This window comes from Terriglobus sp. TAA 43 (assembly GCF_000800015.1).
Taxonomy (GTDB): Bacteria; Acidobacteriota; Terriglobia; order Terriglobales; family Acidobacteriaceae; genus Terriglobus.
This window is the reverse complement of the sequence record NZ_JUGR01000001.1, coordinates 2,420,313-2,440,650: the sequence shown is the minus strand read 5'-3', so window position 1 is coordinate 2,440,650 and position 20,338 is coordinate 2,420,313. Positions and strand designations below refer to the sequence as shown.

Sequence of the window (20,338 nt, the reverse complement as noted above, 5' to 3'; positions counted from 1 at the left end):
TATGTGAGTGGTTGCTGAAAGGAGGGAAGGTGCAGCTTCAGGGAATGGCTGTGGAGTTTCCGGCGGTAATGGGGCATCCGAACCGTGTGCCGTTTGAAGGTGTGCTAACGCGGGTGGACGCGCCGAGTGATAAGGCTCCGAGCGGTGCGCGTGGGCATCGTGTGGTGTTAACGCGCGATGCTGCGGAGGCGGCATTGCCAAGTCTGTTGGGGATGGCGGTGGATTTCAAGGCGGGTTGGGATGGACATGATGCGAAACAGAAGTGCGGCATCATCACGTCGGCCGTAATTGAAGGTGATGCCGTGCGTGTGAGCGGATATCTGTTTGCGCGTGATTTTGCCGAGATGATGCAGGAGATGCACGCGCATGGTGATGATGCGCTGGGCATGAGTTACGAATTGGCCGACGCGCATGTGGAAGATATGCGTGCGGAGACGTGGCGATTGACGAAAGCCACGTTTACGGGCGCGGCGATTCTGCTGCGGACGAAGGCAGCTTATCGCAATACCAGCTTTCGCGTGGTCCGAGAGAAGATGGCGGCGTGTTCGGCGAGGACGGGAGCACGTAAGAGTGTTCGCCGTGCGCCTGCGATGGAGCCGATGCCGGTGCGGCGTTGTGCTGTGAAGGAAGGAACTCGATGAGGGAGAGTGAAATGGAAGAGGCAAACTTGGCGATTGAGCAAGTTGGCGAGTCAGCAAGTCAGCCGGATGTGATTGAGGCTACTGCGGAGGAGTCGCAGGAGGTAGCGATTGCGGAGTTGGATCGACGCATTCGTGAGCTGGAGTCTGCGATGGGGGAGATGCACAGTGTGAAGGCTTCTGCTGCGACGGGCCGTAAGACTTCGGCTTCGATGATGGCGAAAGGTGCAGATAGTCCAGATATGGATGCGGCGTTTCGTTCGCTCAGTGTGGAACAGCGCATTGCGGTGAAGAGCGGCCTGATTAGGGCTGGCTTGCTTTAGAACGGCCACTTTGATTGTGGACGAGTTGCATCGTCTTGTTATGTGAGGGAGCGCTGAATACGCTTCGCTCGATGATGGCGATGTCCGATGTATCTAAATGCGCGTGGCGATTCGAGCCACGCGCTTTGCTTTTGGAAAGGGAAAAGATGATCGCACAGTTTAAGGACATTCATGCAGCAGCGGATTTTATCGGACCTGGTGCTGTTGAAGTTCCACACTATCAGCAGGAGATTACCGATATTGTTCGCCGTCGCGGCGTGTTCGGCCAGCGCATGAAGCAGGTGCCTGCGACGGGCCATCCTTCGCGTTTCTTTGAGGAAACGGGTATCCCCTCTCCTTCGGCTGCGGCGGGGTTCGTTGATCCGCGCAACATTGTGGCACCGGTGGTTTCGCCCACGCGTGTGGAGCGCAGTGTTCCTCTGAAGGCTCTGGTGGCACAGCTGAATTACAACCTGTTTGATATGGAGATTGGCCAGCAGCAGAGCCAGTTTGCGTATCTGCAGGCGAAGGATCTGGCGGACACTGTTGAGGGCGTGATACGCACGCATGATGTTGCGCTGTGGAATGGTGCTGATACCAGTCTGAGTACTCCGACCAGCACGCAGTATTACGGTGCTGCTGCGCAGATTGTTGCGGGCGGTAATACTACGACGATTGGCACGACGGCCTCGATCGTGGATGGTTTGAAGTCGACCGTCGCCCAGATGGTTGCGAACAGCAACTATGCCGTGCGTCCCACGGCGATCTATGCCAATCCTGTTCTGCTGGACCTGATTGATCGCGAGATGAAGAGCGAGTTCAACGTTGTGCTGAACACGAAGGAGATCTCTGCAGGTGTGACGGTGAAGACGCTGTCGACGCAGGCGGGTGAGATTCCGCTGATTCCGGAGTGGACGCTGGGTTATACCGGCACACCTGGTTCGGGTTCGGCAGTGCTGCCGGCATACATCGTGACGGAAGATCTAATTGAGTATCACTGGTTGACCGATCCGAATCCGCGTGTGTTCCAGCTTGGCACGCCGGGTTCGTTGGCTTCGCAGTATGTCGTTGTGAAGTTTGGCGGCGTGGTGGTGAAGGGCGCGAGCTATGCGCATTACCAGGTGTTGGTGGATCGCTAGGAAGCGCCTGAGTCTTGCTCAGGATGATGGCGATCGGTTCGAGGGCGGGATGGTCGATGACCATCCCGCCCTTTTGTTCTCGATGTTTTGAATGTGGAAAGGACAGAGACAGATGCAGTATCTGAGCGCAGCTGAGTATGTGACGTTTGGGCTGGGAGAGGATACCGCGGATGAGCTGGTGGTGGCCGCGTCGGCGATGATCGATGCGTTCTGTCGCCGGACCTCACTTGCGGTGATGCAGTATGTGGAGCGCATGCGGTTGCGCCGAGGGTGCGAGGCGCAGTTGAGCTTCTTGCCGATTGCACCATTGAATGGTGCTGCGAGCGCACTGGTGAGTGTGCGTGTTCGGTTGGGGCGTGCGGTTGCAGGTGTTCCGATGGCTGAAGCGCTGTGTGCCTTTGGTCTTGCGGGGCAATGGGTGGATGTGGATGTAAGCACTGTCACTGTAAGTGAGGATGGTGTATTCACACTGCTGCCTCATCTGCTGGGTGTGCCTTATTTAGAAGCTGAAGTGACTTATACGTCTGGCTATGTTGATGTGCCGGTGCCGGTGAAGATTGCGTGTGCGCAGATTGTGAAGAATGCGCAAGCAATGCCTGCTCTGAATGTGAAACGTCAGGCTCTGGATGGCATGCAGATGGAGTATTTCCAGGGCGCGTTGCTGGACGCAGAGGTGCAGCGGCTGCTGCAGCCGTACGTTGCCGAGAGAGTAGGGTAGCCGCGATGCAGGGAATGTATGTGGCAGAGCGCAGAGCTGTGTGCGCGATGGTGCAGTTTGTTGGTGGTGATACAGCGCGATTGGAGATGCCGGCTCCGCCTGTTGCAGGCGATGACGGTGAGCAGCTTGGATTGCGCGCTCCAGAGTTCATGGCGAAGTCGTTAGCGCCTGTTGCGGTCCGCAATACAAAGAATGCCACGGAAGTGCTGGTGGCTGCGGATGTGCTGGAGGATCGGCTGGGTGTACGTGGATATGGCGCCGTCGCGGCTGCGATGACAGCGGTGTATGGCGTGGTGATTGGTGATGTGCGTTATCGCATGACAGCGACGGAGTGTGTAAAGGCTAAGAGCGAGGCTTGCCTATATCGATTGCTGCTGACTGCGAATGGTACGGAGGTGGTGTAGCGATGCAGAGTGTGAAGGATACGTTTCTGTTGGCGTTGCGCGATCGTCTTGCTGTAGTGAATGCCGCGAGGATTGTGAGCATTCGCGGTGCGATGCGGCCCGCGGTGATTGCGGATGATGTGGAGCTTGTGCCAGCGCAAAGCGATCCGATGGATTGTTTTGTGCTGCAGTGGTTGGATGAGGTAGTTGATCTCAGCGAGCCGTTGCCTCTCCATGCATTGCAGTGCGAGGTGCGTTATGCAACGCGTGGCACACAGGAGTTGGCGGGCATGGATCGCGGACGTGTGCTGGCTGCTCTGGATGCGGAGTTCTCGCAGATGTTGCAGCCACGGTCTACGGTGTTGCAGGACTTTTCTGGAAGCTCCGTTGTGACGTGTACGACGCGTGTCTGGTGGTCAGAGATGGAGTCGTCGCCGGCTGCGGTGGATGGTGATACGTTGCAGCGCGTGGCGAAGTTGACTGTGTTTGCGTTGGAGGAGACAGAGCAATGAATTCGACGAGTGTGTTGGAGGCGGGTTCTCTGTTTGCCGGAGATATTCGTGCGTACTTTGCGCCTGTAGATCGGGCGACGGGTACTCCGATGGCGTTTGACGCGGCTTCCATGGGGCGATTCAACCTGGATACGCCTCCTGCGGGATGGATCGACGCAGGTGTTGTCTCCGGCGTGAAGCGTGACACGGGCGAGAGTTGGAAGGCTGTTTGGAGTGGTGCGCCTGCGATGGTGAAGTCGCAAGGGCGATCGAAGGTAGAAGAGGTCGTTGAGGTGTTGCTGCCTGGATGGACGCGGTTGGCAGTGGCGTTATCGGCAGGCACGCAGGCGATGAACCTGCTGAAAACTACAGTGGGTGCTGGTGCGAATCCCTCAGGTGGCGCGGGTGCCGGGGCAGACGTTGTTGGCAGTGGGTCGACGGCTACTGTCTTGCGACTTGGTTCGACGACGGCGGTGCAGCCTGGGGATGTTGTTGTGGTGGACGTCGATTATGCCGGTGCGACGGGATATGTGGGGAGCGGCGTTGCGGGCGCTTATGTTGCGACTGTTCCGGAGATACCGGATGTGGATTTTATCCGCCGAGTGAGCTTCAACGTCGCGCGTGTGCTGAGTGTGGACGCAGGTGTGGTCACACTGGCTTCGGCGCTGCCTGATGGAGTACCCGATCCAGGCACGAAGGTTTCTATTGTTGTGGGATTTGTCGATCGCAACGGCGGTAGTTTCGCGCAGGAATGGTCGGCGCTGTTTGTTGTGGATGGATTTCAAGGCGATCGTTTGATTCTGCATTATCCGAGGTTGCAACCCGCTGGTGAAGGCGCTGCGGAAAATGCGTTGGAGATTGCGAAGGGCGTTGCGCGATGGCGACCCGTGGCACGTATGCGTGCGTTGCCGGTGGTCGATGCAGTGGATGGTGTGGGCGCGGTTAGTTTTCGAAGTTATCTACCTGCGGCGATGCGACGCGTGTAAAGGAGAGGCATGATTCTGCGGATTGATAACAACGATGGTGCGGGTGAAGTGGATTACACACCGGCGGTGCGTACAGATATGCCGTTGGAAATTACTCGAAATCGCGGGAAATGGACGGTGTGTTCGGCCGGGTTGGATTTGGCGGGGAGTGGCCTGGTGATGCCGCAGAGTCGCTCGCAGATGCGAGTTCTCGATTCTTCAGGGGCCGTGTTATTTCATGGAATTTTGGAAGCCACATCGAGAGCATCTTGCGCGATGGCAGGAACGAACGGTTCTGATGATTGCGTGGTGCTTCGGGCAGTGGAGATGGCGTGGCTCACACAGGGTTCCCCTTCTGATGCGTTGCAGCCTGCAACGTCGATGCAACACGCAATGGCCCTGCACGACGTGACATTGAAGATGGACGCGACGTCTTCCTTATTCTCAGACCTGGCGCAGGACGTGATGGTGAGCGGTGAGTATGAACCGACGCAGTATGTCACCGAGCTGTTTCGCGGTGATGGTGCGACAGCTAGTTTCGCTCTGCAACACGCGCCGTTCCGCGAGAGTGGGAACGACACACTGCTGGATGATGCATTCGATGGTAGCGTGTTCGATTCGAATGTCTGGTCGCGGGTGGATGTGGCGAGCTATCTGTCTCTGGGCAGTGGCGGTCTTCGCATGAACGGTGGGACAGGGGCGGACGGAGCTACGCTGCTAAGCAGTAAAACCCCGGTTGAGCTTGGGGGCGGTCTCGTTGCAGAGGCAAGCGATGTAATGCTGACGGCTGGCAGCGATGGTGTTTTGCTGGGCTTCTATGACGGCACGACAACGCGCAACCATTGCACCGCCGGTGTGCGGGTGCGTGGGACGGCGGGTTCGCATTCACTGGTTGCGATTGTGAATGGTGTGGAGCAGACGTCGAGTTATGACTTTGCGAATGGTCATCGTTATGTTCTGCGTGTGCGTTTGCATTGTGCGGAGATGCAAAGGATTCGTAGCCGTTACGGCGTGTTGGTGGATGGTGTCCTGCAGCAGTTTGGTGGCGATTCGGTGGGCGCGCCGATGCATGTAGTGATTGAAGTTGCTGACCTGGGATTGGCTTCGAGCACGCTGCCGACCGTTTTGTATGACGGGGCCATGGCGATTTCGCCGTATCAGTGTGTCTTTGCGCCGGTGAACAGTGTTGCGTTGAACGGCAGTGTAGGGCGTGTGACGTTAACGCGCACTGGATCATGCCTTGTGGTGTCGACGGCGGCGGATGGAACGCAGCGGACGCGCAGGCAGGGTGTTTCCACGAGCGGAGCTGACTATGTTGTGGGTGCTGCGGGTGTGGTGACTTTTGCTGCGGGACTTCTGCCACAACCGGGCGAGTTGGTGACGGTGCGTTATCGTCGCCGTGGTCGCGCTGTTGCGAGAGTGATCGATGACACGGCGGAGTTCGTGAGAGAGTCGCTTGGCTTGCCGGGTATGCCTGCGTGGTCAGGCGAAGTTCGATCACCATTGGCGCGTAGTTCGGCGGATTGCGAATCTGCGGCGAAGGCACTCCTGGCGCTTTCCGCTGGATCTGCAACGGGGATTTCGGGATCGGTGACCTGGTTGCGGAATGCCGCATTGGCTGCGGATGTGGCGCCGGGCGACACGTTGCTGATTGCAAGTGATGAAGGCACACAGACACTGCCTGTGCAGAGTGTGCGCATGGTGGATGGCAACTGCGATCCAGAGCAGGTGACGTATACGGCTGCATTTCGACAGGGGCGCGATGTGAGTTTGGATTTCCATGTGGGAGACGGACTTGCTGCGGATGTTCCGGGGAATGTGGCTGTGGTGAGAGATGTTGCGTTGCCTGTGAGCCTCGCTGGTCTGCAGGTGACAGCGGCAACCACCGCTGCGTTGCAAGTGGATAGCGGCGTGGATGCTCCGGATGGTTGTGGCTTTGAGGTGCGGCGGAGTGATGCGAACTTTGGTTTGACGACGACGTCGGACCTTGTGTTGCGCAGTGCGGCGCGCGGTTTTTCGATTCCGCGTGCGGCTTTTGCCGAGCGCTTTTTTGTACGGATGTATGACAACTCGGTGCCTGCGAAATACTCCGCTGTATCGAGTGTTGTGTTGACGAGCCTGCCGGTGAGTTAGGCGATGTGCCGGATATTCCGCGTGGGCGAAGGAGGATTGCAATGACGGACTTTGAAGCGCAGGTCCTGGGTGATCTTAGCGCGCTGAAAAGCCAGATGCATGCGCTGCTAGGTGTGGGGCAGCCGGGACGGCTGAGCTTACTGGAGGAGCGTGTGGAGCGGCATGAACGAACAGTGCAACGGATGAAGGGTGTGGGCGGCGCGCTAAGTGTGTTGATGACGCTGTTTCACGTGGCACTGGATGTGATGCGACGTTAGTTGGCAACAACCAGGTTTGGATGACAAGGGCTGCTCCGGATGGGGCGGCTCATATTTTTTAGGAGAAGAGGATGAATTTCTTGAAATTGTTTCTGCGCGGGATTGCTGTGCTGCCGAGTCTGATTCAGGGCATTGAGTCGGTCTATGGGGCGAAGACTGGTGATGAGAAGAAGAGTGCCGCGTTGGAGATTGTGAGTGCCGCGGTGAAGATGACGGATGCCGTTGCGAACAAGACGATTGTCAATGCGGATGGCTTTTCCAGTGGTCTAGGACTGGTGATTGACGGTGTTGTGGCGTGCCTGAATGCGAGCATCTGGGCTAAGTAACGCATGATCCAGCAAACTCATCGCCGCCACCAGTAGTGTCGCCAATATAATCAATGGTATGGCTGATAGTCCGCTGATTGGCGTGGTGATGGGATCGAAGAGCGACTACGCGTGCATGGGCGCGGCGGTCCGCATTCTGAAGGAATTTGGTGTGGCGCACGAGGCGCGTGTGGTTTCCGCGCATCGTACGCCGGACCTGCTGTTTGAGTATGCAGAGCAGGCCCGGCCTCGTGGTCTGCGGGCGATCATTGCTGGTGCGGGCGGAGCAGCGCATTTGCCTGGCATGTTGGCGGCGAAGACGATCGTGCCGGTGTTTGGTGTGCCGGTGAATGCGACGTCATTGAATGGTATGGATTCGCTGCTGTCGATTGTGCAGATGCCGAAGGGCATTCCTGTTGGGACACTGGCGATTGGTGAAGCGGGTGCGGTGAATGCCGCGCTGTTAGCGATTGCAGTGCTGGCTACGACGGATGCTGCGCTGGGTGATCGGTTGGAGAAATGGCGCAAGGAGCGCGAGACAGTTGTTCGCGCAGAGACGCTGGAAGATGGAGCGACTGCATGAACACTACTCCTGCTGACCTGTTGGAAAAGCTACGCGGACCGGTTTTGCCGGGAGCGACGATTGGCATCTTTGGTGGCGGCCAGCTTGGCCGCATGATGGGCATCGCAGCGCGTTCGATGGGCTATAAGGTTCACGTGCTGGATCCTGATCCCGCTTGCCCGGCGGGCTATATCGCTGACAAGGTGATTGAGGCTTCGTGGAATGATCGCTGGGCTGCTGCGAATCTTGCTCGTGAATCTTCGACGGTAACGTTGGAGATTGAGCAAGTTTCGATTACGAGTCTGGACGAGGCTTCGCGATGGGCGCCGATGCGGCCCGGAGCGGCGATGATGGCAGTGATTCAGGATCGCGTGGAGCAGAAGGACTGGCTGCAGAAACATGGTTTCCCTGTGGGGCCGTATCGTTCGGTGCGTTCGCCTGAGCAGTTGGCCGAGGCAGTGAAGGCACTGAATGGGCCAGTGTTTGTGAAGTCTGCTCGTGGTGGTTATGACGGCCGCGGACAGGCGAAACTGGGATTTGGCGGCGCTGCTGTGGATGATGCTGCACTGCGTCAGGCCTGGGAAGGTGTTGGCGGCACAGATTGCGTTGCGGAGCGTGCGCTTGATCTGGCGAAAGAGATTAGCGTGATGGTGGCCCGTGCTCCGAATGGTGAGGTGAAGGTCTATCCTGCGGCGGAGAATTTCCATGAGAACCAGATTCTTATCTGGAGCGTGATTCCGGCGAGCATTTCTGATGAGTTGATGACGAAGGCGCAGGCGGTGGCGAGCGAGATTGCCGATACGTTTGGGCTGGAAGGTCTGCTTGCGGTGGAGATGTTCCTGACCACCGATGGTCAGTTGTTGGTGAATGAACTGGCACCGCGTCCGCACAACAGCTATCACGGCAGCGAACGCGCATGCACGACGGGACAGTTTGAACAGGCCATTCGAACTGCGTGTAACCTGCCGCTCGGCGATGTGTCGTTGGTGCAGCCTACGGCGATTGCGAATCTGCTGGGCGATGTTTGGCTGGACGATGAGGGCAAGGAAAAGCAGCCCGCGTTTGATAAAGCCCTGGCTGTTCCCGGTGTGCGGCTGACTCTGTATGAGAAGTTGAAGCCGCGCAAGGGGCGCAAGATGGGGCATCTAAGCGCGGTGGGCGAGACTGCGGACGAGGCCCGCGAGCGTGTGCTGGCGGCAAAGGCTGCGTTGTAACGAATCGTGGCTTCAGTGAATACATCGCCCGTTGTGGGCATTGATTTTGGCACGACGAATAGTTCGGTAGCGCTAGCGTTGCCGGATGGTTTGGTGCGTTTTGTCGAGTTTCCGTTTGCTGGTGCGCTGACGAGGTCTTCGCGATCGGTGCTGTATCTGCAGAAGAAGATGGGTGCTCCGCGAGCTGCTTCTGTTTGGAGTGGGCCAGAGGCGATTGAGCGTTATCTTGCTACCGACAATTTTGAGGATGAGGTTCATGGGCGGCTGATTCAGTCGTTGAAGAGCTACCTGGCTGCGCGATCGTTCAACGGAACGGAGATCTTTGGGCGGCATTATCGCGTAGAAGATTTAGTTGCGAAGATGGTGGGAGATCTACGTCTTCGTGCGAGTGCCGCGCTTGGATTCGATGTGACGCGGGCGGTTGTTGGACGGCCAGTTGCATTTGTTAACGCAGATAACGAGAGCGATAACGAGTTTGCCGAACAACGGCTACGGGCTTCCTTCTTGCAAGCCGGGTTTACCGATGTGCGATTTGCAATGGAGCCGATCGCTGCGGCGCATACATACGCGGAAGGTATCCAGCGGGAAGAAACTGTCCTGATTGGCGACTTTGGCGGTGGTACTACGGACTTCTCGTTGTTGCGTGTTTCGCCTACTGAACGCACAGTACTTGGCACGACTGGTGTGGGTCTTGCGGGCGATGCGTTTGATGCAAAGATCGTGCATTATCTTGTTTCACCCGCGCTGGGTTCAGACTCGATGGCGCGGTCGTTGAACAAGGTGTTGCCTGCATTGCCAGCGTGGGTTTATGCGAATTTGGAACGCTGGCATACGCTGTCGTTTCTACGGACGCGTCAGGTGATGGAGTTGCTGCGCACCACGCGGAAGCGCGCGCTGGAACCGGAAAAGATCGACGCGTTGATTGCCGTGGTGGAGCATGATCTCGGCTATCGCCTGCATCAGGCTGTGCAGCGCGTGAAGATTGATTTGTCTTCACACGACACGACAGAGTTTGTTTTGGAGACAGACGCAGTCTCACTGCGCGAGTCGGTTACCCGCGCAGCATTCGAAGGATGGATTGCTCCTGAGTTGGAGCGGATGGAACGTTCGCTGGACGATGTTTTGCAGAAGACTGGTATTGCGGCTGCGCAGGTGGATCGCGTCTTTCTTACGGGCGGAACTTCGCTGGTGCCAGCGGTGCGGAGGGTGTTTGCTTCGCGATTTGGTGAAGAGCGGGTGGTGAGCGGCGAGGCGTTTACGTCTGTAGCGCAGGGCTTGGCGCTGATGGCGGCGAATGAACAGGCCACGCAGGAAAGGCTGTAAACCCAGGCGTTCGCAGCTTTCCTCGCAGCGGTTGAAGTAAGCGAAGTCTATTCCTGTTCCGCGCCGTCTACTTCGTCTTCATCTTCGTCATCTTCCTCGTCTTCGTCTGCCTCAGCCTCTTCTTCGTCTTCCAGCTCGTCCTCGTCATCCTCTTCGTCGTCTTCGACTTCTTCTTCGTCTTCCAACTCGTCCTCGTCATCTTCGCTGGCGAACGCGAGAGAGTTGTCGATTTCATCCTGCAGGCTTCCCATTGGGAAAAACTCAGTTGTGTTCTGCATTTCCTCTGTCATCATGGCAAATCTCTCTTTCGGGTTGAAACTGAAGGTTTGATGCGGTGCAGCGCTTACAGTGTGGAGGAGAGCGGTTATTTCTCGATGAATGCGGGGTAGGAAAGAGAAACGGCTGCCACGTTAAGTGTGGCAGCCGTTGTGTTTGTCGTGAAGATCAGGGTTAGCCGATGTCTTCGGACCAGTTCTCCAGAAAGTTCTTGAAGTCGGTCATGAACTTGCCCGCATCTGCGCCGTCAACGATGCGGTGATCGAAGCCGAGCGTGAAGCGCTGGACGCTGCGGACGGCGATGACGTCGCCGCCATCCTTGTCCTGGACCACGAGTGCTTCCTTGTTCAGACCGCCGATGCCGAGGATGGCCACCTGCGGCTGATTGATGATGGGCGTGCCGAACTGTTCGCCGAAGATGCCGGAGTTGGTGACGGTGAAGGTGCCGCCTGCCACTTCGTCCGGAGCCAGTTTCTTGTTGCGGGCGCGATCAGCGATGTCGACGATGCCGCGTGCGATGCCCAGGAAGTTCTTCTCTTCAAGCTGCTTGATGACAGGGACGATCAGGCCCCAATCGAGCGCGACGGCAATACCGATGTTGATGTTCTTGTTGTACTTGATGGCGTCGCCCTGGACGGCAGCGTTCAGGATGGGGTGCTTGCGCAGAGCTTCCGTAACGGCGCGGGTGATGAAGGGCATGAAGGTGAGCTTCACGCCGTTGCGCTGTTCGTACTTGTTCTTTTCTTTTTCGCGCAGCTTCACGATGCGTGTCATGTCCACCTTGAAGACGGTGTGGACGTGCGGCGAAGTGGCCTTGGATTCCACCATGCGCTTGGCGATGATGGAACGCATCTTGGACATGGGGACCAGATCGCCCGGCATGGGAGCGGGCGGTGCAGCGGGAGCTGCGGCCTTCGCCGGTGCAGCGACAGGTGCCGGGGCTGCAGCGGGCTTTGCGCCACCCTGGATGTAGCCGACGATGTCGTTCTTGGTGATGCGGCCCGCGGAACCCGAGCCGGCGATACCGGTTGCGGCGAGGTCGATGTTGTTGTCCTTCGCAATCTTGCGGACAAGCGGCGAGGAGCGTGGTGTTTCACCCGAGGTTGCAACTGCGGCTGGAGCGGCAGCGGGAGCAGGTGCAGCCGCAGGAGTTGCGGCCGGTTCTGCAGCAGCTGGAGCCGATGCGCCTGCCGCGCCGCCGATGAGGGCGACGACGGTGTTGATGGCAACCGTTGTTCCTTCCGCAGCCTTGATCTCAGTGAGAACGCCAGCGGCGGGCGATGGGATTTCCGCGTCGACCTTGTCGGTGGAGATTTCAAAGATCGGCTCATCGCGCTCGATCTTGTCGCCGACCTTCTTCAGCCACTTGGTGATGGTGCCCTCGGTGATGGATTCACCCATCTGCGGCATCAGGACTTCGGTAGCTGCACCAGCGGGCGCTGCGGCTGGAGCCGATGCAGTGGGTGCCGCTGCGGGAGCGGCTGAGCCTCCGCCGATGACGGCAACTACCGTGTTGATACCGACTGTGGTGCCTTCTGCGGATTTGATCTCAGTCAGGACGCCATCAGCGGGCGACGGGATCTCTGCGTCGACCTTATCGGTGGAGATTTCGAAGATGGGCTCGTCACGCTTGACGGTATCGCCGACCTTCTTCAGCCACTTGGTGATGGTGCCTTCGGTGATTGACTCGCCCATCTGCGGCATCAGAACGTCCGTGCTCGCACCGGTCGTTGCGGCAGGCGCAGCAGCGGCTGCTGGCTTGGGCGCTTCGGCTGCAGGAGCAGGTGTGGCAGCAGGTGCCGGAGCGGCGGCGGAACCTTCCGCGTCCAGAATCGCCACGATCGTGTTGATAGCGACGGTATCGCCTTCCTTCACCTTGATTTCTTTCAGCACACCGGCTGCGGGCGAGGGGATTTCCGCGTCGACTTTGTCCGTCGAAATCTCAAAAAGAGGTTCGTCGCGCGCGACCGTGTCGCCCGGTTGCTTCAGCCACTTGGTAAGGGTGCCTTCGGTGATGGACTCGCCCATCTGGGGCATGACGACTTCGGTTGCCATGAGATTCCTTTGTAAAAGTGATCGTTATGGCCACTGATGGGCCTTTATTCCAGACCAGAAGATTATAGAGCGACAGCAAGGGGCCGCGCATGTTTGAGCGGTTATCGCACGTTTGGTTCGAGTATCGGTTGTTGGAATAATGACTCGAGTGATTCGACTGCGAGCATCTGCCGTTCGAAGACGGTGCCAAAGTTACGGGAGACCATGTTGCGCGCGTTCTCCATCGTGGGCGCGAGCAAGGCCGGATCGTCCACTTCGTTTTCGAGTGAGGTGGGCATGCGGTCGGTGATGCCGCAGGGGACAATCCACTGGAAGTCGCGCAGGTCTGTCGTGACGTTGAGGGCGAAGCCGTGCGAGGTGACTCCCTGCGAGACGTGAACGCCGATGGCTGCGAGTTTGCCTTCGAGCACAGAGCCTCCGCCTACTGTCCATACGCCAGTGCGACCCTTGATGCGTTGTGCTTGTACGCCGAAGTTGCGGCAGGTGCGGATGAGCACTTCTTCGAGTAAGCGGACGAAGTCGACCGGGCCGAGGTGCGGGCCTTTCTTACCGGGAAGGTCGCCGCGGAGATCAACGATGGGATAGCCGACGAGTTGACCGGGACCGTGATACGTCACGTCGCCGCCTCGGTTGATCTCGTGGATTTCTACGCCTTTGTTCTTCAGAACTTCGTCGGACGCAAGGATGTTTTCGCGATGGGCGTTGCGGCCGAGAGTGAGGACGGGCGGGTGCTCCAGCAGAAGAAGCGTATCTGCGATGCTGCCTGCCTTGCGCGCGGCTACGAGCTCCAGTTGCACGCGCAGGCCTTCTTCGTATGAAACACGGCCGAGTTGAACCAGATGGACAATCACAACGTAGATACCAGTACAGCCTGATACATTTTCTCAAACTATGGGGTCTGAAGCGATGGAAGACGCTCTTCGACGGTATGCCGCGAATTGTTTCCTTATCTCAATGGCGCTGTTTGCTGTGGGGTGCCGTCACGATGGGCTTGCTCCGTACAGTGAAGCCGATGAGGTTCGGATTCGCGCGGATGAAAGTAAGAATCTGGCGGACCCGCGCGGCGATCTTGCCTTTATGCGGAACATTGAGATTACTGGCAATACTGTCATCGGAGACTCTGAGAGCAAGGGGATTGCGCTGGATCACTGGCAAGGCAAACCATTCAGCATAGATCGCAAAGGTGCCCAAGTCGTTGCAGTCAGTAGTGGGTCAGAGACCTTGCAGGACGGCAAACCAATCTCGGTCGGGCAGACGCTGCCGGATTCGGGTGCAACCTGGATCACAAATGGAAGTTTGAGTCTTCATCTATTGAAAAACGGCGAGCGCGTGCGTTTCCAGGCGTTTGATGGCAAGTCGCAGCCGCTCCAAGCGATTCATGCGCCCAACTTCTATGCGCCAACTGCGGCGTACCGGATATCTGCGGACTGGGTTCCTGCTGTACGAGAGATGCAGTATCACCGCACAAACGGAGGTAGTGATATTCCGGCGCATATGGACGGCTATGTGCAGTTCTCGTTAGATGGCAAACCGTTTCGTCTGTATGGCGAAACGCTGCCTGCTGACGGCAAAGATCCAGCTATGCTTTTCATCGTCTTTCGCGATCAGACATCCACCACCGAGACATATCCCGCCAGCCGGTTCTTGTACGTGCGCGATGGTTCACTGGAGTTTCCGAAGGGCTATAAATTTGATTCCGCGAAGCCAACGAAGCTGATGCTGGATTTCAATCAAGCGGTGAATCCGGTCTGCGCTTATAACCCCAACACGCATTGTCCGATTGCACCGCCGGAGAATCGTCTGCCTGTGGCGATTCCTGCGGGTGAGAAGCGCTACAGCGCCGAATAGAAATAGTGAAACCCGCACCATTGCGATGCGGGCTTCACTGTTTCTGTCGATGCGTTATGCGTTATGCGTTTAGCGACATGCCGTACACAGCCGAGTAGCCGTCGAGCAGGCTCTCGCTCAGCGTGGGATGCGCGTGGACGGTGTACATCAGTTCTTCCACTGTCATCTCAGCGTCCATGGCAACGACTGCTTCCGCGATGAGTTCCGTGGCGAAGGGGCCGATGATGTGTACGCCGAGGATTTCGCCGTACTTGGCATCCGCGACGACCTTCACGAAACCGTCATGAGCGTTGAGGATTGTAGCCTTGGAGTTGCCCGCGAGCGGGAACTTGCCTACCTTCACTTCGTGTCCAGCGGCCTTGGCGGCTGCTTCCGTCAGGCCAACGCTGCCAATCTGCGGTTCGCAGTAAGTGCAGCCGGGGATGCGCAGACGGTTGACCGGACGGGCATACTTGCCAGCGATGTGTGCTGCGGCAACTGCGCCACTCATGCTACCGGAGTGGGCCAGCAGAGGCAGACCTGAGACGATGTCGCCGATCGCGTAGATGCCCGGTTCAGCGGTCTGCTGATACTGGTCAACCTTGATGGCGGTGCGGTCCAGTTCGACTTTCGTCGATTCCAGGTTCAGAGCGGCGGTACGAGGTGCGCGTCCAATGGCGACGAGAACCTTTTCGGCTTCCTTGATGTTGTCCTTGCCGTCGCTGGTGGTGAAGTGGACCTTCACGCCGGTTTTGGTCTCTTCAATTTTGTTAACCTTCGCGGATACGTGGCAGTCCATGCCGCGCTTCTTGTACTGGCGCAGAAACTCCTTCGAGATATCGGCATCTTCCACGGGAACCAGGCGTTCCGCCATTTCGATGATGGTCACTTCTGAGTTGAAGCTCTTGAAGACCGAAGCGAACTCAACGCCTACAGCGCCTGAGCCGATGACGACGAGCGACTTCGGCAGCTTGTCGAGCGAGAGGATTTCGATGTTCGTCAGAATCTTGTCGCTGGCGGTATAGCCGGGGATCATGCGAGCGTCGCTGCCGGTGGCCAGAACGATCTTCTTCGTCTGTACCTGCTGCTTCTTACCTTCAAACTCCACATCAACGGTGTGCACGCCGTTCTTCGCTGGGCCGGTCAGTTTGCCGGTGCCGCGGACGAGCGTGACCTTGTTCTTCTTGACCAGGTACTGCAGGCCACCCACATGCTTGTCGATAATGGCCTGCTTGCGCTTCAGCACCTGCGGCCAGTTCACGGTGCCATTGCCAATGCCGTCGATGCCGTACACGGTGGCTTCGTTGGCGTGGTCGAAGATTTCTGCGGAATGCAACATTGCCTTTGTTGGGACACAGCCCACGTGGAGGCAAGTACCGCCCAGCTTGTCGCTTAGCTCAATCAGAGCAACTTTCAATCCATACTGTGCCGCGCGAAATGCGCACGAATAACCTGCAGGGCCGCCGCCGATCACGGCCACATCAAAGATGGTCTCTGCCACGAATCTTTCTCCAGATCGCAGACCCGATGCCACGAGTTCTCCCGGGTGGCCCGGCTGCCGCGTAGACCTTGGTCCACGCCCTGATATTAGAGTACGCCTTCCCCTTTTTGACTCGTTCGACACCGAAACCTCTGTTCCTGCGCCTTATTTGAACGTTGGTAGTGCCCAAACAAATCTCTGGTGAAAACTTGGATGATGTGACGTCAAAAAACGCCAAAATACGACGCAGTACGTCAAAATAAAGGAGCGGTCTATCTGAATCGGCCCAGCGGGAGAAGTAGTTTGCAGACAAAGATGCGGCACATTAACGCAGTGAAGAAGCAGTCGAAACTGGCTGCGTACCGTACGCTTCGAATGCTGATTCTGTTGGCTTTGGTTCCCACTGGAACGGCCGTCTTGCAGGTACACGCACAGACGCAAATCGCCGGAGCCGTCGTTAAGGGGCTGCCTGATGCGCCTGCACCACAGAACGCCTCGAGAGCTGACCAAAGCCGCCGGCCGGCTCCCGTACCTCTTGCACAAGGCAATGCGACCCTTGCCGGGACGGTTACGGATAGCGATATGGCTGGAATCCCGGGTGCTACGGTCGAACTACTGGGAGAGGGAGGCGAGCTCTACAAGAGTGGGACGACGGATGAAGGTGGCGTTTTCCAGTTTCACGGCATCCCAGGAGGAAACTATCGACTTTTCGTGGAACGAAAGGGCTTCTCCCAGACTGTTACCGAGCGCCTCACCGTGGCGGAGGGGGAGGCTCTGGAGGCTCCGCCGGTCCGGCTGACAGTGGCATCCGACGCAACCGAGATTACTGTGCGGCCGACAGAAGTTATTGCCGAAGAACAGATCCGCGCGCAGGAACAACAGCGCGTGTTCGGTCTTTTTCCTAACTTCTACGTCAGTTTTGTGTGGGATGCGGCGCCCATGAACGCAAAGCAGAAGTACAAGCTGGCGTTGCATAAGATGTTCGATCCCATGACTTTTGTCGAAGTCAGCATTGCCGCGGGGATTCAGCAGGCGGCAGATACCCACTCCGATTTTGGTCAAGGCGCAGAGGGATACGCCAAACGCTGGGGAGCGCAGTTTGCAAACGGGCGTACCGGCGAATTGTTAGGCCGGGCGGTTTTTGCCTCAATGTTTCGTCAGGATCCCCGCTATTTCTATCAGGGTTCCGGATCAACACGGTCGCGCGCATTTCATGCGATAGGCTCTGCGTTCATTGCGAGAAGCGACAAAGGCACGACGATGCCGAACTACGCCTATCTGCTGGGCAATCTCAGTTCGGGCGCTCTATCGAACCTGTACTATCCCGCGAACGATCGGGGAGCTGGCCTGATCTTCCAGAATGCTGCCATCGGCATTGGTGGACGTGCGATGCAGAACTTGATCCGGGAATTTGTCACCAAACAACTTACATCGCACGTGCCGGGCAACGGCAAGCCTGAGGGAACTCCGTAAACGACACGGATTCCTAACTGTGGCGTTTATTTCGTTTTCTTGCGGCTGCTTGTCTTCTTCGCTGTTGAATGGGATGCCGTAGATTTTCCCTTTGCAGGCGCGGCTTTTGCCTTATGTCCGCGAGCGCCCGGCGCCAGGCGCACAGGCTCTGCCACATAAATCTTGCGCCCCACAGGCAATGTGCTGGAACCCAGGTGATTCCACTGGCGGAGATTTTCCGTTGTCACGTTGAACCGATCGGCCACGGTCACCAGCGTGTCTCCGCGGCGCGTGGTGTACTGCAGCGGATGCAGATTGCTGGAGGTGGCGGAGACCACAGGAATCACCAGATCATCGCCTTCTTCCACAGCGGAGTTCGCTGGTAGGTCGTTCGCTGCCAGAATGTCCGCGCCGTTCACCTTGTAAAGCTGCGCTACCTTGTCCAGCGACTCCCCGGCGACGACTTCGTGGAAGCGCCACGAGGTACGTTTTTCCACGGGAATGGCGGCGATGCGCTCGTTGAAGTTGTCCTTTGCACCCTTCGGAATGTGCAGGTCAAACGGAATCCCGTCGGGAGTGCTCAGCCGCAGTAGCGCAGGGTTCAGGCCAACTAGGTCTGTCATGCTGGCACCGGTGATATCAGCCGCCAGGTGCAGATCCATGGCGTAATCCACGGTGACTGTGTCGTAGAGGACCGGAGCCGCCGGATGCAGATCGGTCAGGCCATACTTCTCCGGGTTCTTCGCCATCAGGATTGCCGCCAGAATCTGCGGAACGTAGTTTTTCGTCTCGCGCGGCATGGCGTTGCGGCGATAGAGCTCCCAGTAGTCGGCATAGCCGGTGCGTTGCACGGCGCGTTGCATGTTGCCTGGGCCCCAGTCGTACCCGCCCATGGCCAGATACCAGTCGCCAAACTGATCGTAGAGACCCTTCATGTACTTGGCGTATGCGCGCGTGCTCTTTTCCGGATCAAAACGCTCGTCGAAGTAGCCGTTGCGCTCCAGGCCGTAAGCGCCTTTGAAGGGCATGAACTGCCACATGCCGCCCGCTCCGCTGGAAGCATTCATGGCCTGCGGCTGGAAGCCGGATTCCGCGACGGCCAGATAGATCATGTCCTGCGGGACGCCCTGTTCGCGCAGCACTCCCTGCATCATGTCCTTGTACTTGCCCAGGCGCTCCAGCGAGGCGCGCATATGAGCCGTGAAAGAGCGGGAATTGGCAAAGGCGTTGATGTAGCCCGCGACTTCGGGATTGATGACCAGCGGCAAATCCGATGTCGTGTTCAGCGTGCTTTTCAGGCTGGCGGTTTGTTCCGGTGTGGCGTCTGAGAAGGTCAGGTCGTTGGCGGCTTCCAACGGAGTCTCTTCCTGCTTGGGTGAGAAGCCGTTGCCTTGCTTCAACGCGTCCATTTCCAGGGAGTTGACCGCGTCTACTGTGCGCTCAAATTCGTCGCTCAGCGTGGAGTCAGATTTGATATCAAGGCCGCTGGTCAACATCAGGTCGACGGCGTGATCGAAATCACTACGTGCCCCGTCCAGATTGCCCGCACGATAGTTCTGCACACCGCTGCGATACGAGCGATCTACCTGCTGGATAAGGCTTGCGATGCGAGGATTCGTCTGCTCGGCCGTTTGCGCATTGTTGCCTCCCACAGTTTTTGGAAGCGCCGGCGCGGTGGAGTTCGCGGGAGGTTTTGCCGCTGTCTGCTGTTGCGGACATCCCAGCAGGAATACGGTGCATGCCGAAGCCGCTATGGCCACGAGGGGTCGGATTCGGGACGAAAGCTGGATCATCGGCACTCCCGCCATTGTATCGGCGGCTACAGGATTGGCGCATCTTCGGTCTTTCACAGAATGTGGTGCCCCGAAGGTGTTAGCAGTTGATTACGGATGGTGTATCGCGGTAGGCTTTTGTGCGATTCCGCATCGTGTGAATCCGACGCGATGCTGTTGGCTGTTCTGGCGTACAGCCAGGCAGATGACTTTAAAGGGGTGGATGGCTCCTATGGATGCTTTGCTTCTGCTTTTCTCAGGTGTTGCAGTTACGGTGATCCTTCCTTGTCTCATCGCCAGTGTGTTGCGCGATGCAGCCAAGCGAGGCGCTCACTCCGTCTAATCGACGTTTTTCTGCAACTTAATTTCGTGGTCGGTGCCACACTGCCTCCAGAGCATTCTGAAGGTTTCGATGGGATGCACCAGTAGCCAGAACCAGTGACACCGTCCGCATAACGCGTAGACGGCGGCCGGAAGATAGCTGAAAAACAGCGCACAGACTGCCCACACTACGGCTGCCATCCCAACTCGGATGGGCGGCCCCAGGAACGGGATGATGTAGTAGGTTCTTTTCCATGCAAGCCACAGCAGAATGGGCGGAAGCACCTGCCCTGGGATCACAAGCAGAGTTAGCAGCCACAACTTCGCAATGGACAGCTTCCCGCTGCTGCGCAGGACAGACGGAGTCAACAGAATCGCTGCCATCGCCGCCGCACAAACTGTTGTCGCGATGCACCACGCCAGTATCATCGGCCGCTCCGTTCGGTGGTGAACCTCGTTCTACTCCGGTTGCAAGATGAGTAACGCGCCGCCACCTGCAGCAAGATGCAGCGATCCGTTATTGCCGTTGCCAACCCGCAGATCCTTCGGTGTGTTGCCGTCGGTATATGCCTGCACATTTTTCGCGTTAAGCGCAGACATATCCAGTGTTACGTCGCGTGCTGTGTCGTCGTTCATTACACCTAGGTACCAAGTTTTACCAGTTGTGTCGGAATCTTATGCCAACCAAACCCCATTGTGCCCCCTGCGCATCCCATGAATCACAA

General features: G+C 57.7%; 21 protein-coding genes and 1 pseudogene. 15 read left to right on the top strand and 7 right to left on the bottom strand.

The genetic code is table 11. From position 1 onward, the window contains the following. Nucleotides 1–29: 29 nt before the first annotated feature. From M504_RS10465 to M504_RS10405, 13 genes are all read left to right on the top strand, one after another. Nucleotides 30–641, top strand: coding sequence for a hypothetical protein (locus M504_RS10465; protein ID WP_232296242.1), 612 nt, complete (start codon nt 30–32; stop codon nt 639–641). 11 nt (nt 642–652) lie between these two features. Beyond that, nucleotides 653–961: a hypothetical protein gene (locus M504_RS10460; RefSeq protein WP_052200615.1), complete on the top strand. Its 309-nt coding sequence runs from the start codon at nt 653–655 to the stop codon at nt 959–961. A gap of 146 nt (nt 962–1,107) precedes the next feature. Next, nucleotides 1,108–2,079 (top strand): hypothetical protein, encoded by a 972-nt coding sequence (locus M504_RS10455; protein WP_047490950.1) that lies wholly within the window; start codon nt 1,108–1,110, stop codon nt 2,077–2,079. Nucleotides 2,080–2,191: 112 nt separating this feature from the next. Then, nucleotides 2,192–2,797: a hypothetical protein gene (locus M504_RS10450; protein WP_047490945.1), complete on the top strand. Its 606-nt coding sequence runs from the start codon at nt 2,192–2,194 to the stop codon at nt 2,795–2,797. Nucleotides 2,798–2,817: 20 nt separating this feature from the next. Next, nucleotides 2,818–3,201 (top strand): hypothetical protein, encoded by a 384-nt coding sequence (locus tag M504_RS10445; RefSeq protein WP_156993680.1) that lies wholly within the window; start codon nt 2,818–2,820, stop codon nt 3,199–3,201. Nucleotides 3,202–3,203: 2 nt separating this feature from the next. Then, complete coding sequence (locus M504_RS10440) at nt 3,204–3,692, top strand: hypothetical protein (protein WP_047490940.1); 489 nt, start codon at nt 3,204–3,206, stop codon at nt 3,690–3,692. Beyond that, the gene (locus tag M504_RS10435; RefSeq protein WP_232296241.1) at nt 3,689–4,657 is read left to right on the top strand and encodes a hypothetical protein; all 969 of its coding nucleotides are present in this window, start codon (nt 3,689–3,691) and stop codon (nt 4,655–4,657) included. The genes M504_RS10440 and M504_RS10435 overlap by 4 nt, the downstream gene beginning before the upstream one ends. 9 nt (nt 4,658–4,666) lie before the next feature. Then, nucleotides 4,667–6,769 carry a hypothetical protein gene (locus M504_RS10430; RefSeq protein ID WP_047490937.1) on the top strand — a complete coding sequence of 701 codons (2,103 nt, stop codon included), beginning with the start codon at nt 4,667–4,669 and terminating at the stop codon, nt 6,767–6,769. Nucleotides 6,770–6,810: 41 nt separating this feature from the next. Further along, the gene (locus tag M504_RS10425; protein ID WP_047490933.1) at nt 6,811–7,026 is read left to right on the top strand and encodes a hypothetical protein; all 216 of its coding nucleotides are present in this window, start codon (nt 6,811–6,813) and stop codon (nt 7,024–7,026) included. 71 nt (nt 7,027–7,097) lie between these two features. Continuing rightward, complete coding sequence (locus M504_RS10420) at nt 7,098–7,352, top strand: hypothetical protein (protein ID WP_047490930.1); 255 nt, start codon at nt 7,098–7,100, stop codon at nt 7,350–7,352. A 58-nt stretch (nt 7,353–7,410) separates the two neighbouring features. Beyond that, nucleotides 7,411–7,914, top strand: coding sequence for a 5-(carboxyamino)imidazole ribonucleotide mutase (gene purE, locus M504_RS10415; protein WP_047490927.1), 504 nt, complete (start codon nt 7,411–7,413; stop codon nt 7,912–7,914). Beyond that, nucleotides 7,911–9,107: a 5-(carboxyamino)imidazole ribonucleotide synthase gene (gene purK, locus M504_RS10410; RefSeq protein WP_052200614.1), complete on the top strand. Its 1,197-nt coding sequence runs from the start codon at nt 7,911–7,913 to the stop codon at nt 9,105–9,107. Before purE ends, purK begins: the two co-directional genes overlap by 4 nt. 6 nt (nt 9,108–9,113) lie before the next feature. Further along, nucleotides 9,114–10,430 carry an Hsp70 family protein gene (locus M504_RS10405; RefSeq protein WP_047490924.1) on the top strand — a complete coding sequence of 439 codons (1,317 nt, stop codon included), beginning with the start codon at nt 9,114–9,116 and terminating at the stop codon, nt 10,428–10,430. Between the two features lie 47 nt (nt 10,431–10,477). Here M504_RS10405 and M504_RS22305 read toward each other — a convergent pair whose 3' ends face one another. From M504_RS22305 to lipB, 3 genes are all read right to left on the bottom strand, one after another. Continuing rightward, nucleotides 10,478–10,723 (bottom strand): hypothetical protein, encoded by a 246-nt coding sequence (locus M504_RS22305; protein WP_047490921.1) that lies wholly within the window; start codon nt 10,721–10,723, stop codon nt 10,478–10,480. Between the two features lie 157 nt (nt 10,724–10,880). Then, on the bottom strand, nt 10,881–12,761 hold the full coding sequence (gene sucB / locus M504_RS10395) for a 2-oxoglutarate dehydrogenase, E2 component, dihydrolipoamide succinyltransferase (RefSeq protein ID WP_047490918.1): 1,881 nt from the start codon (nt 12,759–12,761) through the stop codon (nt 10,881–10,883). A gap of 101 nt (nt 12,762–12,862) precedes the next feature. Beyond that, on the bottom strand, nt 12,863–13,612 hold the full coding sequence (gene lipB / locus M504_RS10390) for a lipoyl(octanoyl) transferase LipB (RefSeq protein WP_047490915.1): 750 nt from the start codon (nt 13,610–13,612) through the stop codon (nt 12,863–12,865). Nucleotides 13,613–13,667: 55 nt separating this feature from the next. On the opposite strand from lipB, the gene M504_RS21290 reads away from it, so the two are divergent. Beyond that, complete coding sequence (locus tag M504_RS21290; RefSeq protein WP_198137571.1) at nt 13,668–14,609, top strand: DUF1684 domain-containing protein; 942 nt, start codon at nt 13,668–13,670, stop codon at nt 14,607–14,609. Between the two features lie 61 nt (nt 14,610–14,670). On the opposite strand, the gene lpdA is transcribed toward M504_RS21290, so the two are convergent. Beyond that, entirely contained in the window at nt 14,671–16,089 is a 1,419-nt protein-coding gene (lpdA, locus tag M504_RS10380) for a dihydrolipoyl dehydrogenase (protein ID WP_047490912.1), read from the bottom strand. A 282-nt stretch (nt 16,090–16,371) separates the two neighbouring features. Between lpdA and M504_RS10375 the strand changes: the two genes are divergently transcribed. Further along, complete coding sequence (locus tag M504_RS10375; protein ID WP_198137570.1) at nt 16,372–17,541, top strand: carboxypeptidase-like regulatory domain-containing protein; 1,170 nt, start codon at nt 16,372–16,374, stop codon at nt 17,539–17,541. A 26-nt stretch (nt 17,542–17,567) separates the two neighbouring features. Here M504_RS10375 and M504_RS10370 read toward each other — a convergent pair whose 3' ends face one another. From M504_RS10370 to M504_RS21795, 3 genes and pseudogenes are all read right to left on the bottom strand, one after another. Then, complete coding sequence (locus M504_RS10370; RefSeq protein WP_232296240.1) at nt 17,568–19,313, bottom strand: lytic transglycosylase domain-containing protein; 1,746 nt, start codon at nt 19,311–19,313, stop codon at nt 17,568–17,570. 318 nt (nt 19,314–19,631) lie between these two features. Further along, nucleotides 19,632–20,042, bottom strand: coding sequence for a hypothetical protein (locus M504_RS10365; protein WP_047490907.1), 411 nt, complete (start codon nt 20,040–20,042; stop codon nt 19,632–19,634). A gap of 30 nt (nt 20,043–20,072) precedes the next feature. Next, nucleotides 20,073–20,261 (bottom strand): annotated as a pseudogene (locus tag M504_RS21795) (hypothetical protein); the annotation flags it as partial. Nucleotides 20,262–20,338 lie beyond the last annotated feature (77 nt).

Excerpts from the sequence above, each read along its gene's own strand:
- M504_RS10460 (WP_052200615.1), top strand. The coding sequence starts at position 653 with ATGGAAGAGGCAAACTTGGCGATTGAGCAAGTTGGCGAGTCAGCAAGT.
- M504_RS10455 (WP_047490950.1), top strand. The coding sequence starts at position 1,108 with ATGATCGCACAGTTTAAGGACATTCATGCAGCAGCGGATTTTATCGGA.
- M504_RS10450 (WP_047490945.1), top strand. The coding sequence starts at position 2,192 with ATGCAGTATCTGAGCGCAGCTGAGTATGTGACGTTTGGGCTGGGAGAG.
- M504_RS10440 (WP_047490940.1), top strand. The coding sequence starts at position 3,204 with ATGCAGAGTGTGAAGGATACGTTTCTGTTGGCGTTGCGCGATCGTCTT.
- M504_RS10435 (WP_232296241.1), top strand. The coding sequence starts at position 3,689 with ATGAATTCGACGAGTGTGTTGGAGGCGGGTTCTCTGTTTGCCGGAGAT.
- M504_RS10430 (WP_047490937.1), top strand. The coding sequence starts at position 4,667 with ATGATTCTGCGGATTGATAACAACGATGGTGCGGGTGAAGTGGATTAC.
- M504_RS10425 (WP_047490933.1), top strand. The coding sequence starts at position 6,811 with ATGACGGACTTTGAAGCGCAGGTCCTGGGTGATCTTAGCGCGCTGAAA.
- M504_RS10420 (WP_047490930.1), top strand. The coding sequence starts at position 7,098 with ATGAATTTCTTGAAATTGTTTCTGCGCGGGATTGCTGTGCTGCCGAGT.
- purE (WP_047490927.1), top strand. The coding sequence starts at position 7,411 with ATGGCTGATAGTCCGCTGATTGGCGTGGTGATGGGATCGAAGAGCGAC.
- purK (WP_052200614.1), top strand. The coding sequence starts at position 7,911 with ATGAACACTACTCCTGCTGACCTGTTGGAAAAGCTACGCGGACCGGTT.
- M504_RS22305 (WP_047490921.1), bottom strand. The coding sequence starts at position 10,723 with ATGATGACAGAGGAAATGCAGAACACAACTGAGTTTTTCCCAATGGGA.
- sucB (WP_047490918.1), bottom strand. The coding sequence starts at position 12,761 with ATGGCAACCGAAGTCGTCATGCCCCAGATGGGCGAGTCCATCACCGAA.
- M504_RS21290 (WP_198137571.1), top strand. The coding sequence starts at position 13,668 with ATGGAAGACGCTCTTCGACGGTATGCCGCGAATTGTTTCCTTATCTCA.
- M504_RS10370 (WP_232296240.1), bottom strand. The coding sequence starts at position 19,313 with ATGATCCAGCTTTCGTCCCGAATCCGACCCCTCGTGGCCATAGCGGCT.
- M504_RS10365 (WP_047490907.1), bottom strand. The coding sequence starts at position 20,042 with ATGATACTGGCGTGGTGCATCGCGACAACAGTTTGTGCGGCGGCGATG.